This is a genomic window from Sinimarinibacterium thermocellulolyticum (assembly GCF_040327995.1).
In the GTDB taxonomy this organism is placed as follows: Bacteria; Pseudomonadota; Gammaproteobacteria; order Nevskiales; family Nevskiaceae; genus Solimonas; species Solimonas thermocellulolyticum.
Map to the genome: position 1 here is coordinate 77,890 of NZ_JBEPIJ010000010.1, position 12,854 is coordinate 90,743.

The 12,854-nt window shown below is 66.0% G+C and carries 11 protein-coding genes; 1 reads left to right on the forward strand and 10 read right to left on the reverse strand.

Going from position 1 to position 12,854, the window contains the following annotated elements:
* Position 1: 1 nt before the first annotated feature.
* The 7 genes from ABSH63_RS10125 to ABSH63_RS10155 all read right to left on the reverse strand — a co-directional run bounded on the left by ABSH63_RS10125 (position 2) and on the right by ABSH63_RS10155 (position 8,629).
* On the reverse strand, positions 2 to 625 hold the full coding sequence (locus ABSH63_RS10125) for an energy transducer TonB (protein WP_434223267.1): 624 nt from the start codon (positions 623 to 625) through the stop codon (positions 2 to 4).
* A 31-nt stretch (positions 626 to 656) separates the two neighbouring features.
* Positions 657 to 1,061 carry an ExbD/TolR family protein gene (locus ABSH63_RS10130; RefSeq protein WP_352889495.1) on the reverse strand — a complete coding sequence of 135 codons (405 nt, stop codon included), beginning with the start codon at positions 1,059 to 1,061 and terminating at the stop codon, positions 657 to 659.
* A 23-nt stretch (positions 1,062 to 1,084) separates the two neighbouring features.
* Complete coding sequence (locus tag ABSH63_RS10135) at positions 1,085 to 1,612, reverse strand: MotA/TolQ/ExbB proton channel family protein (protein WP_352889496.1); 528 nt, start codon at positions 1,610 to 1,612, stop codon at positions 1,085 to 1,087.
* The gene (locus ABSH63_RS10140) at positions 1,596 to 2,978 is read right to left on the reverse strand and encodes a MotA/TolQ/ExbB proton channel family protein (protein ID WP_352889497.1); all 1,383 of its coding nucleotides are present in this window, start codon (positions 2,976 to 2,978) and stop codon (positions 1,596 to 1,598) included. Before ABSH63_RS10140 ends, ABSH63_RS10135 begins: the two co-directional genes overlap by 17 nt.
* Complete coding sequence (locus ABSH63_RS10145; RefSeq protein ID WP_352889498.1) at positions 2,975 to 3,736, reverse strand: DUF3450 domain-containing protein; 762 nt, start codon at positions 3,734 to 3,736, stop codon at positions 2,975 to 2,977. The genes ABSH63_RS10140 and ABSH63_RS10145 overlap by 4 nt, the downstream gene beginning before the upstream one ends.
* A gap of 285 nt (positions 3,737 to 4,021) precedes the next feature.
* Positions 4,022 to 5,497 carry a beta-helix domain-containing protein gene (locus tag ABSH63_RS10150; RefSeq protein WP_352889499.1) on the reverse strand — a complete coding sequence of 492 codons (1,476 nt, stop codon included), beginning with the start codon at positions 5,495 to 5,497 and terminating at the stop codon, positions 4,022 to 4,024.
* Positions 5,498 to 5,530: 33 nt separating this feature from the next.
* Entirely contained in the window at positions 5,531 to 8,629 is a 3,099-nt protein-coding gene (locus ABSH63_RS10155) for a TonB-dependent receptor (RefSeq protein WP_352889500.1), read from the reverse strand.
* A 454-nt stretch (positions 8,630 to 9,083) separates the two neighbouring features.
* Here ABSH63_RS10155 and ABSH63_RS10160 point away from each other — a divergent pair, with 454 nt between their 5' ends.
* Entirely contained in the window at positions 9,084 to 9,527 is a 444-nt protein-coding gene (locus tag ABSH63_RS10160) for a C40 family peptidase (RefSeq protein WP_352889501.1), read from the forward strand.
* Between the two features lie 61 nt (positions 9,528 to 9,588).
* Here the strand turns inward: ABSH63_RS10160 and htpG are convergent, their stop codons facing one another.
* From htpG to trmD, 3 genes are all read right to left on the reverse strand, one after another.
* Positions 9,589 to 11,475 (reverse strand): molecular chaperone HtpG, encoded by a 1,887-nt coding sequence (gene htpG, locus ABSH63_RS10165; RefSeq protein ID WP_352889503.1) that lies wholly within the window; start codon positions 11,473 to 11,475, stop codon positions 9,589 to 9,591.
* Between the two features lie 263 nt (positions 11,476 to 11,738).
* Positions 11,739 to 12,092, reverse strand: coding sequence for a 50S ribosomal protein L19 (gene rplS / locus ABSH63_RS10170; protein WP_352889504.1), 354 nt, complete (start codon positions 12,090 to 12,092; stop codon positions 11,739 to 11,741).
* Positions 12,093 to 12,108: 16 nt separating this feature from the next.
* Entirely contained in the window at positions 12,109 to 12,846 is a 738-nt protein-coding gene (gene trmD / locus ABSH63_RS10175) for a tRNA (guanosine(37)-N1)-methyltransferase TrmD (protein ID WP_352889565.1), read from the reverse strand.
* Positions 12,847 to 12,854 lie beyond the last annotated feature (8 nt).

The following is a 12,854-nucleotide window of genomic DNA, read 5'->3' on the forward strand; positions in this document are numbered from 1 at the left end:
ACTACTTCTCCATCTCGAAACGGATCAGGTTCCGTACGCCGCTGACCGCGACCGGCCTGCCGTCGATGACGCGCGGTTTGTAGCGGAACTTGAGCGCAGCCTCGACCGCCGCTTCCTCGAAGATGCCGGGTGGATCGGCCTCGACCGCGCGCGCGTCCACGACCGCGCCGGTCTCGGTGACGGTGAACTCGACCAGCACCCAACCCTCGATCCTTCGCGCGAGCGCCCGCTGCGGATACACCGGCGCGACCTTGACGATCGGCAGGTAGTCGCCGTCCGCGGCGCCGGCACTGCCCATGCCGGCGGAGACCTCGACCTCGACATCGGCGCTGACCGCGCCGATCGCGAAATCCTGTTTGATCGCCTGTGCGCTGAGCTGCTGCTGCGGCACTTCGGGCTGCGGCGGCGGGCGGTCCGGCGGCGGCGGGCGGTCGGGCCTGCGCTCCTTGCGCTCCACATCCTCGTCCTTTTTGACGCGCACGAAGTCGATGACCCGCCCCTGGACTTGCTCGGTGAACGCCGACTTGCCGGTGGCGATCAGCACCGTCATCACGAAGAAGATCGCGAACGTGACCAGCGCCGCAACCGGCGCCGCGACCGGATAACGCCTGATCAGCGCCGTCATGATCCACTCCGAAGCGGGCCGTCGATCCGGCTCACTGCGACTCCGCGGCGATCGAGATCTCGTAGACGCCGGCCGCGCGCGCAGCGTCCATCACCGCGACCAGCCGCTTGGTCTGCGCTTCCTGGTCGGCCTGGATCACCACCGTGCCCTGCGGGTTCTCGGCATGCAGGCGTTCGATGTTCGCGCGCAGCGCATCGACCTCGACACGGCGGCGGTTGATCCAGATCTCACCATTGCGGTCGATGGCGATCAGGATGTTGGCGCGCTCCTGCTTGGTCGCGGTGTCGGCCTCGGGCCGATTGACCTCGATGCCGGACTCCTTGACGAAGGTCGCCGTCACGATGAAGAAGATCAGCATGATGAAGACCACGTCGAGCATCGGTGTGAGGTCGATGTTCGACTCCTCTTCCTCTGCCTTGGGGAAGATCTGGCGCATGGCGTGGTGACTGGGCGATTGCGTTAGTGGTCGAACGTGAGTTCGTCTTCGAGATGCGTCTTCTTCATCTTGGCCTCGCGGTCGAGGATCGCGGTGAAGAACACGCCGGTGAGCGCGCCGACCATGCCGGCCATGGTCGGTATCGTCGCCTTGGAAATGCCCGAAGCCATATGGCGGGCGCTGCCGGTGCCGGCGATGGCCATGGCGTCGAACACCTCCATCATGCCGGTGACGGTGCCGAGCAAGCCGAGCAACGGACACAGCGCGACCATGGCCTTGATCAGCGGCAGTTGCGACTGCAGCTTGATCTTGGCGTCGGCGACCATGGACTGGCGGATCTGGTGCGCCTCCCAGGAGCGGCGCTCGCGGCGCGCCTCCCAGCGCGCCATGATCTGGCGGGCGAGATGCGGAAAGCCGAGGCGGAAGTACATCAGCCGCTCGATGATCAGCGTCCACATGACGAAGACCAAGAGCCCGATCCACAGCAGGATGGGCCCGCCGCGCTCGAGGAAGATCAAAACCTGATCGTAGGCCTCAAGCAGCGCGTACATGGCCCTCGGTCTCCGCGTGCTCCGCCATGATGCCGACGGCGCGCTCCTCGATGACCTGCGCGATACGCTTGGCGCGGCCCTGCGCGATGGTGTGCAGCAGCACCGTCGGGATCGCGACGCACAGGCCCTGCACGGTCGTCACCAGCGCCTGCGAGATGCCACCGGCCATCAGCTTGGGGTCGCCGGTGCCGAACAGCGTGATCGCCTGGAAGGTATTGATCATGCCGGTGACGGTGCCGAGCAGACCGAGCAGCGGCGCGACCACCGAGATGATCTTCAGCAGCGGTAAAAAGCGCGTGAGAGTCGGCGTCTCCTGGGCAATGGCCTCGGTGAGGCGCAGCTCTAGCGTCTCCTGGTCGGTGCCGCGGTACTTTTGATAAGTCGCCATCACGCGACCGAGCGGATTGTCATCACTCGGCTCGGCGCTCTTCATCTGTCGGCGCACCTTGCCCTCGATCGACGACAGCGCGATCAGCCGCTCGATGAACAGCAGCAGGCCGACAACGCCAAGCGCGATGATGACGTAGCCGACGATGCCGCCCTGATGGACGCGCTCCATCAGGTTCGGCGTCTGTATCAACAGCGCCAGAATCGAGCCGCGCGACGGATCGATCCAGAAGTCCTCGACCCGCCCGGCGGGCGCACGGGCATAGTCCGCGGCGACGCTGGTGTAGCGGCGCGCGGGCTGACGCGCAAGCTCGACCAGGTTGCCCCGCTCGCCGTCGTAGTAGAGGAAATCACCACCGGCGACGGCATTGAACTCGCCGACGCGCGTGACTTCGGCCTGACGCTTGTCGCCATTGGGATCGACGATCTCGGCATTGAACTTCACCGACTTGCCGGACTCGATCGCCTGACGCTGCATCTCGAACCACAGCCTCTCCAACTCCTCGATCGACGGCAGGCGCGAACCCGAGCCGGCCTTCTCGATCAACTCGCCGAGAAACGCCTCACGCGCCGGATACTGCGCACTGACCAGCGAGGACTGCACGACCCCGCGGAAGTCACCCGCGGTTTGCTGCAATACGCCGAACAACTCACGCAGCGCACCGAGCCGCTCGTTCAGACGCGCGCTCTGTTCGGCGAGCCTGGCCTCGTTGGTCTGGTACTGCTGCTCGGCGGCGGCACTGCGCGACTCCAGCTCGCGCAGCTCGGCGCGCGCCGCGTTCAGGCGCTCAGTCTGCTGCGCGAGGTCGGCTTCGAACGCCTGGATGCGGCGACGCTGCTCCGCGGCGTCCTTGGCGACACCCTGTTCGATCAGGCGCAGCAGCTCGTCGACCGTGCGCGCGCCGTCGGTCTGTGCGTGGGAAGAAGGAACGACCAGCGCGATCAGCGCGGCGGTGATGAGAAACTTCAGGCGCTTCACAGGCTGGCTCCGGCGGTCGGGATCGGCAGGCGGATGAGATCGGGCGCGGCTTGCTCTCGTGCGATACGGATGCCCTGCCCGATCTGGCCGCGATACGCCCCGGAGAGCGGTTCGAAAGACTGGCTGAACGAGTTCCAACGACCGACTTCTTTGCCGTCGAGACTTTGATAGAACATCGCGATGCGACCGATGCGCAGCACGTCCACCTCGCGGTCGGTGCCGGGCAGCGTCGTGCGATAGGCCTCGATCGTGCGTCCGTAGTCGATCTCGGTGGTGTAGGCCGCCATCACGTTGCGAAACTTTTCGGCGACGGTCACGTCGGCGCGTTCGAGCAGGCTGCGCAGGCTGGCGACCCGCTCGCGGCGCTCCTGCAGCAAGAACGGCAGATCGAGGCTGACGAACTGCTCCAGGCCGTCGATCATGCGCAGCATCAACGGCACGATCTGACGCTCGATCACGGCGACGTCCTGGATCGACTGCTCGATCTCGGCGAGCTCCGTGGCCTGGTTCTGCAATTGCTTCTGCAGCTGCTGCAGGTAGACGCGCAGACCCTCGGCCTGCTTGGTCACGCGTTTGAACTCGGCGAGCTTGTCGCGCGTCTGGTCATGGATCGCGTCGACCTGGTCCTGGGCCTGCGCAGCGCGCTCCACACGGCTGGACTGCTTGGCGATGGCTTCGTCGAGCTGCGCCGAAGCGCTGCCAATCGCCAGTACGAGGGCCGACAGTATCAGCACCCGCATCGAAGTTAGGCTGAACATGGAAGGATCGTGGGATAGAGAATCGGATGAAGGAGCTGGGTCGATCCTGTGCGTCGCGCAACGACCGCGCGATTGCGCTCGCACGGTCCGCATCGCTATGCGCACCAGCAAATCGAGAGCGAGCGCGAGGCTAAGATCGAAGTGTGACAATCCGATGTCATTTTCGTGACCAATCTGAATCGACCGGTGAGCATCGGTGTACGGATCAAAACGAGACGGCTGCCCGCAAGGGCAGCCGTCCCAGTCTTGCGGCCGGTCACTGCCCGGCCACGACGGTGATGCCAATCAGTTCGCGCTGGGGATCGCCACCGTGCCCGGCAGCGCCCAACCCTGCCACCAGGGGGTCTGACCCGGCTTGACCGCGCCGATGTAATCGGTCTGCTCGAATGCAAAGCCGGAGCCGTTGTCGACCGGCGCCATCGCCATGGGCATCACCTGGGCCTCGGGATTGGTGATCGCAAAGTTGGCGTCGAAGTCGATGTTGGTGAGGAAGGTGATGTCGCCCTCCTGCGGCGGATGACGATTGCTGCCCGTGGCGTAGACCGTCGCGCAGTCACTGCCGAGCACATTGGTGAACGCGGCGAAGGTCTCGGCCGTGGTCGTACCCGGGCCACTGCCGTCGATGTCGGCATCCTGGATGCGCGCGCACTGCGCGGTGAAGCCGGTCACCGCCGAGTTGTACAGCCGCGTCTTCGACGCGCCGCGCAGACGCAGACCGGCTTCATTGGTCTGGTTGCCGGCGATGCCGATGATGGTCAGGTTAGCCAGCGCGCCGGAGGTCTGCGGGACGTACTTGTCATCGTCGCTACCCGCCTCGATGCCACGCGGGTCATTGCCCGCCGCCTGGATGCTCGGCTGCTGAATCACCAGGGCGTACTGCACATTACCGCGCCAGCCTTCGTCGTAATCGATGGCGTCGTCGTCGTTGCCAGTGAGCAGCAGATGGGTGACGTTGACCGTACCCCCGAACCACTCGACACCGTCGTCCTGGTTGTTGTGGATCTGGATGTGGTGGATCTCGGTGCCGTGCCCCACGCCTTGCAGGGTCAGGCCGTTGACCTCGCTGTCGGCACTCTCGATCAGGCCGCCCTCGGCGATGCGCACGTAGGTGAACACGCCGCTGTCGTCGGCATCGTCGTTGCCGCCCCAGCGACCGACGCCACCTTCGCCGCGGACGTTGCAGTAGCTGCGCGTGCCGCCGGTGCAGTCACCCGTGCCGCCGAGTCCGAAACCGCGCGCCCAACCCTGGATGACCACTCCGCCCCACTCGCCGACGCCATCGAAATTCTCGTCGCGGGCGCTGCTGAAGGTGATCGGATTGGTCGCCGTGCCACGCGCATCGATACGCCCTGCTCGAGTGACGATGAGCGCACCATCGTCCAAACCGCGGACGTGGGTTCCAGCGGGAATCGTCAAGGTGACGCGGTTGGCCTTGAGGGCGCTCGCCTGCGCATCGCTGGTGATCTCAGAATTGCCGTTGCCGACGAGCACGAAGCCGCTCAGAAACCAGTTCTTGTCGCCGGTCAGGGTGAAGTTCTTGTCGATGACGGTCTGCTGACCCGATTCGCCGATGATCGCGTTGTCACCGTCACAGGTGACGAAGGTCTCGTCGCAGACGTTCGTGCCCGGCGTCGGAGTGGGTGTCGGCGAAGCCGTCGGTGTCGGCGTGGGGCTCGGACCACCGTTGCCGCCGCCACCGCAGGCGGCGATGCCGAGAGTGGCCGCGCCCAGCACGGCCGCCAGAGACGTTTTGCGCATCATGTCATGCTCCTATTGGGTTTCACATCGAAAGGATCAAAAACTGAGGGAGTACCCCAAAGACAGCGACGTACCGAGCTTGTAGGTCTCGCTCACCTGCCCGCCTTGGGCACGCTCGATGGGCGCATCCAGCAGGTTCTTGATCTTCAGACTGAGCTTGGAGCGCTCGCCGAAGCGCTTGTCTGCCGTGAGGTTGACCTCGGTGCGCGCACGCTCGACGATCGACTCGATGGTGCCGCGCGCGATGGTGTCGAGACGATCGTCGAAGTAGTTGACGGCCAGACTCGCCTGACTGGCCCAGGGAAAGTAATCCCAGGCCAACCGCAGATTGGCGAGCCATGGAGACTGTCCCTGCAGATCACGCTTGCAGTCGCGAGCGACCAGCCCCTCGACGATGCAGGGCTCCAAAGCGAGTTCAACCTCGGACTCGATCCACGCCAGGTTGCCGGACAACAAGAGCGAGTGCGCCGTCGTGTCGAGCAGGCGGACACTGCCGTCGATCTCCGCACCGTAGACATCCGCTGCCTGCGCGTTCTTGTAGGTGCGAATCGGATTGGTCGCCGCGGTGACGGTGATTTCCATCGGCGCCTCGATCTGCTTGTAGAACACGGCAAAACTCACACTGGTCTGGTCGTCGCCGTACCACTCCGCCCGCAGGTCGAAGTTGTCGATGGTCGAGTCCTCACAGCTGGGGCAACCCTCGAAACGACGTCCCTCGTTGTCGAAAAAGACCGTGTCGACGAGCTCGGTGATGTCCGGCCTGGACACCGTGCGGCTGTAGCCCGCGCGTAGCTGCCAGTCGGCCTGCGGCCGCCAGCTCAGATTGATGGCTGGCAGCACATCGGTGCCCTGGCGATCGGCGGTCGCAGACGGATCGACGCCCGCGGCCGGGACGCCGAATGGATAGTTCACGTCCAGCTCGTAGTCCTCGACACGCATGCCGAGCGACAGCGTCCAGTCGTTACCGATGTGCGTCTGCGTATCCAGATAAAGCGCATCGGTCGTGCGCTCCGCCTGGTATGTGTCGACCGATTGCGTATTGGTCCGCAGTCGGAACACGTCGTTGCGAAAGTTCTCGGGCGTGAGCAGGCTTTCCAGATCTTGTGTCAGGTCGGCAGGTCCGGTGCGACGCACCGACAGCCGCACGATGCGGTTGTCGCGATCGCGCCGGTTGCTCGCCACCCCGGCCAACAATGTCGTATCGATGCGGCCCACGCGGAACAGCGGCCAGCGGTAATCGAGCCCCAGATCGAGGCCGTCTTCGCTGAGCTCGGCATAGCTGCGCTCGAAAAAGGTCGGCGAGAACGAGCCCGAGTCATAACGGTAGTCGCGGCGATCGGGGGCATCGCGGACGGTGCGGCTGAGCGCCACGCGCGCGCTCAGCTCGTGATCCGCGAACAGGGGCAGCTTGCCCTCGAACTGCTGTCCGACGAACTCGCGCTCGACCCACTCCAGCGTGGTATCGACCAGATCACGCTCCTCGGTGGTGCCGATGTAATGCTCGATCGAGGTTCGGTCCTCGGTGTCGCGTAGCCAGATGGTCTTGCTCACGAGGCTCCAACCCGCGGCTGCCTCCCAACCGGCGACCAGGTAGGCATTCAGACCGACATTGAAGCTGTCCCAGCGGTAGCTGCCGTCTCGGGCGTTCCTGACCGAATCGAAGCCGATTGCGGCGTCTTGCCGCGACACGTGCTTCTGGTCGTAGGCCAGTGCGCCATAGACCGCAAAGTCGCCGTCGGCACGGCCGTAACGTCGCCCGATGTGGCCGGAGACGCCGATGTCCGGCCCAGCCGACGCCGCATAAGGGTTGTAGATCACCGGCAGGGTCGCCGCCGCTTCGCGCACGGCGTCCTCGGGGACACAATTGGTGGTGATCGGTCCGCCGCAAGGCCGCAGCGTTCCCGATGCCGTGAGCAGGGCAGCCATCGACGCAGGCAGATCTCGGCTGCCGTCATCGAAGCCGGTCCAGTCCGACCCACCACCGCGATACGTCAGTAGCGACTCCCCGGTGGTGCCGGTCACGTGCCCCAGCGATACGGACAGGCCTGCTTCATCCGCGTCCGGCAGGCCGCGTGTCGTCATCTGGATGCTGCCGCCGGTGCTATCGCCGGGCAGCGACGGACTGAAGGTCTTCTGGATCTCGATGGCCCCGAGGATCTCGGCCGGAAACAAATCGAGCTGCACGTCGCGCCGGAACGGGTCCGTGCTGGGCATCAAGCCGCCGTTCAAGGTACTGCCGATGTATCGGGCGTTGAGCCCGCGCACGTTGGCGTACTTGCCGCCCGTGACCGCCACGCCGACGATGCGCCGCAGCGAGGCGGCCACGTCGCTGTCGCCGATGCGCAGCAGCTCGTCGATGCTGATCGCATCGGTGACCGCAAGCGAGAAGCGCTCGGTTTCGACGGTGCTTTCCAGAGGCTTGTAAGAGCCCAGTGCGACGACTTCCTCGACGCCGGTCGGCGGCGCGGCGACCGCGGTCGTCGGCGCCATCGCACCCGCTTGCGGCGCCTCGGCGGCCGCCTGCTTGGGCTTGAGACTGATGTTCGCCGCGACACCGACATTCGCGATCACGCGGATCGCCGCGCCGGTCACCGCCTCGTACTCCGGATGCGTGACCGAAAGGCGGTATTCGCCGCGCGGCACGGTCAGTGAGTAGACACCCTGGCTGTCGGTCGTGGCCGTCGTGCCGCCCGGCTCGAGCTCGACGATGGCGTTGGCGATCGGCGCGCCAGCCTCGTCGCGGACGACGCCGCTCAGCTCGCCGGTCGCCGTGGACTCGGCACCGGGCAGATAGGTGTCGATCGCGACCTCGGGCTTGTGCGCGAAGTCGGTGAAGGTCATGCTGATCTCGGCGTTCTCGCCTTCCTCGACCGCAAAGGCGTACTCGGCCAGCGATGCGCCGTTCTTGACCAGACGGATGACGTGACGGCCAGCATACAGCTCCGTGCGGACATCGCCGCGGCTGCCGGTGACGCCGACGAAACGATCGTTGAGCTCGACGTCGACACCCTTGAGCGGGCTCGACTGCAGGAACACGCTCAAATAGAGCTCCGCGGCCCACGCCGCGGGGCAGAGCAGCAGCGCCACCAGCGCAAGCGCAGCGCGAAGCCGGGGAAAGCCAGGATGCGGGGTCATGAGGTTCGGTTCGGGTGTTGCGTTTAAGGCAACGGGTTCAATGCGGACATTCGGTCGATCCGAGAGCGCGAGCGCGATCGCGCGCGACGCGGTACAGACGCCGTGCGGCGGGAAGCGAGAACGTTCATTCGGGCCTCGGTCCGAAGCACCGACTGGCCTCCAGCGCTGCCGAAGCCACCTTGCCTGCCCGGCTCGTCGCGCGTGGTGCCGGCGCACCCGGCGGCCGCGGTCGAGGGATTCCAATCGCCCGTTCATTCACGCGGCGGCACACTAGAGCGCGCGAATGACGTTTTGATGACGGGAATACGACGGCTTTGCGGCATCTGCACGATGCGGGGAGCCGCCCCGGCACGATGTGCACGGCAGCGCAGAAGGAGAACCGATGGAGTGTCCGAGCGCAGGGACGAGGTCGGCGGACACACGCCGTGAGAGGGCGCGCCGCGGCCCACGCCGCGTGCTGAGCCTATGGCTGTGCGCCGTTCTGCTCACGGGCTGCACCGGCGGCTTCGATGTACGCCCCGATCCGGCGATCCAGCATCGGGTCGTGCTCGAAGCACTGGGCCAGGTCGGTCGCCCCTACCGCTATGGGGGCGCTACGCCAGAGGGTTTCGACTGCAGCGGGCTGGTGCAGTATGTCTATCGTGAGGCCGGCGTCACGCTGCCGCGCACCACCGTCGAGCAGTACCGCGCCGGCACGCGAATCCGGTCAGACGAGCTGGAGCCGGGGGACCTGCTGTTCTACCGCTTCGAGCGCCGGCCGGTCGACCACGTCGCGATCTATCTCGGCGACGGCCAGGCCGTACACGCACCGGCCAACGGCCGCGCCGTGATCGTCGCCAGAGTCGACCTGCCGCACTGGAAGAAGCGCTACGTCGACGCGGTACGCGTGCTGCGGTGAGGTCGTCGTCTTGTTTTGAGAGTCGGGGCCATGGATGGCCCCGGCTTGCGCAGGATGCGCACTACACGATGATGCGTGGCTTGTCGCCCAGATTGCCCAGCACCAATGCATTGAGCCGCTTGACGAAGCCGGCCGGGTCTTCGAGCTGGCCACCTTCGGCGAGCACGGCCTGACCGAACAGCAGCTCGGAAAGATCACCGAAGCTGGCGTCGTCCGCGGACTTGAGGCGCTCGACCAGCGGATGACGGCCGTTGAGTTCGAGGATGGGCCGGGACACCGGCACCTTCTCGCCCGCGCGTTTGAGGATCTCTTCGAGCCGACGCGAGAGGCCCTGCTCGGGCGCGACCAGGCACGACGGCGACTCGGTCAGCCGCGAGGACAGACGCACCGACTCGACGCGCTCGCCGAGCACAGACTGCACGCGCTTGAGCACCTCGGCGAACTCGCCTTCGAGCTGGGCCTTCTCCGGCGTCTCGATCTGACTCTCGACGTCCTTGGACGCACGCGCCACCGATTCCAGAGCCTTGCCCTGGTACTCGTGCAAATGCGCGACCACCCACTCGTCGATGCGATCGGTCAGCAGTAGCACTTCCCAGCCTTTGGCGCGGAAGCCTTCGAGGTGCGGACTGCTGCGCGCGGCCGCGAGCGTCTCGGCGGTCAGGTAGTAGATCTTGGTCTGGCCTTCGGGCATGCGGCCGATGTAGGCGTCGAGCGTGACCTCCTGGGCCTGCGCTTGCACCGTGGATGCGAAGCGGCACAGCTTGGCGATGCGTTCGCGATTGTTCGCGTCCTCGACGATGCCCTCCTTGAATACCGGTCCGAAGGTCGCCCAGAACTTCGCGTAATCCTCAGGGCGCGTCGAAGCCATCTCGTCAAGCAGGTCGAGCACGCGCTTGACCAGTGCGTTGCGAATCTTCTCGACGGTGCGGTTGCCCTGCAGGATCTCGCGCGAGACGTTGAGCGGCAGGTCGGCCGTGTCGACCAGACCGCGCACGAAGCGCAAGTACGGCGGCAGCAGCTCGGCGGCCTTGTCCATGATGAAGACGCGCTTGACGTAGAGCTGCACGCCGCGCGCCTGCTCGCGGTCCCACAGATCGAACGGCGCGCGCGCCGGAATGTAGAGCAGCGAGGTGTATTCGAGCGTGCCCTCGACCTTGTGATGCGCCCAGGCCAGCGGCGCCTCGAAGTCGTGCGCGAGGTGCTGGTAGAACTGCTTGTAGTCCTCGTCCTTGAGCTCGGATTTCGGCCGCGTCCAGAACGCTCGCGCCTGGTTGAGCGTCTCCGGCTCGCCCTTGTCCTTGCGCAGACGGATCGGCAGGCCGATGTGGTCGGAGTAGCGACGCACGATGGCACGCAGGCGGTAGTCCTCCAGGAACTCGCGCGCATCGTCGCGCAGGTGCAGGATCACCTCGGTGCCGCGATCGGTCTTGAACGAGGGCTCGACCGTGAACTCGCCCTGCCCGTCGGACTCCCAGCGCACCGCCTCGGACTCACCGGCCCGCAGCGTCAGCACGCTGACCTTGTCGGCGACGATGAAGGCCGAATAGAAGCCAACGCCGAACTGGCCGATGAGCTGGGCGTCCTTCTTCTGATCACCGGACATCGCCTCGACGAAACGCTTGGTGCCGGAGCGCGCGATCGTGCCGAGGTTGTCGATCACCTCCTCGCGCGACATGCCGACGCCGTTGTCCTTGATCGTCAGCGTGCCGGCGGCGGCATCGGGAATGAGCTCGATCGCCAGCTCGTCGCCACCGAGCAGATCGGGCTTGTCGATCGCCAAGAAGCGCAGCTTGTCGCAGGCGTCCGAGGCGTTGGAAATCAGTTCGCGCAGAAAGATCTCGCGGTTCGAATACAGCGAGTGGATCATCAGGTGCAGCAGTTGCCGCACCTCGGCCTGGAACTCTCGTTTTTCGGCCTGCTGGGCGCTGACCTGCGCGGTCTCGGGCATGCGTCGGACTCCTGCGGATCGATAGCGGATGTTGCGGGTGCAGGTTGCGGCCACGGGGCCGGGGCCGGTGCGCCGCCGACGCGCCCGCAGCGCGCAACCGCGAAGGGACAGCGCTTCGAATTGGGGACGCACCGGCGGGATTCAAGGCCCTCCAGTTCTCGTGAGGGCAAGCGGCGCGCAGGAAAAAGCCCCGGGCGTGCTGGCACGGGGCCTCGTCCTGGGGATCCGACGGCTTCGGGCGTCTCAGGCCCGCAGCCGAGCGGTCAGTCGAGCTTTTCGGCGATGCGCGCCTTTTTGCCCGAGAGGTTGCGCAGGTAGTAGAGCTTGGCGCGACGCACGTCGCCGCGACGCTTCACGGTGATCTCGGCGACCTGCGGGCTGTAGGTCTGGAACACGCGCTCGACACCCTCGCCGTGCGAAACCTTGCGCACGGTGAACGCGGAGTGCAGGCCGCGATTGCGCTTGGCGATGACCACACCCTCGAAAGCCTGCAGGCGCTCACGCTCACCTTCCTTCACCTTCACCTTGACCTCGACGGTGTCGCCGGCCTTGAAGTCCGGGACCGTCTTGGTCATCTGTTCCGCCTCGATCTGGGCAATGATCTTGTTCGCGCGCATCGTCCTTACCTCGTCTTCAAAGTGCCGCTTCGGAGATGAACTCGCGCAGCAGCGTCCGTACCTCGTCACTCATCGCGATCCCGTCCAGCAGGTCGGGCCGCTTCAGCCATGTGTTGCCGAGCGCCTGCTTCAAGCGCCAGCGCGCGATGCGCGCATGGTCACCGGACAGCAGCACCTCCGGCACCGCCTCACCGCGCCAGTTCTCCGGCCGCGTGTAATGCGGGTGGTCGAGCAGACCGGCACAGAACGAATCGTTCTGCGCCGACTCGGCATGACCGAGCACTCCGGGCAACAGCCGCGCGATCGCATCGATCACCGCCATCGCCGCCAGCTCGCCGCCAGACAACACGAAATCGCCCAGCGACAGCTCCAAATCCACTTCCGAGCGCACGAAGCGCTCGTCCAGCCCTTCGTAGCGTCCGCACAGCAGGATCAGACCCTGCTCCCGCGACAGCCGCTGCGCCCAGTGCTGGTCGAAGCGCTCACCCTGGGGCGAGAGCAGGATCACCCGCGCAGCCCCCAGTGCGGCCTTCGACGCCTGCACCGCCGCCGCCAACGGCTGCGGCTCGATCACCATGCCCGGACCGCCGCCGTAGGGCCGATCGTCGACGCGACGCCAGCGATTCTCGCTGTAGTCGCGCAGATCGCGCGTGGTCAGCCTGAGCTGCCCGCCCTCGACCGCAATCCGCGGCATGCCGTGCCGCACCACCTGCTCCACCAGCTCCGGGAACAGGGTGACGACCTCGATCTGCATCGACATCG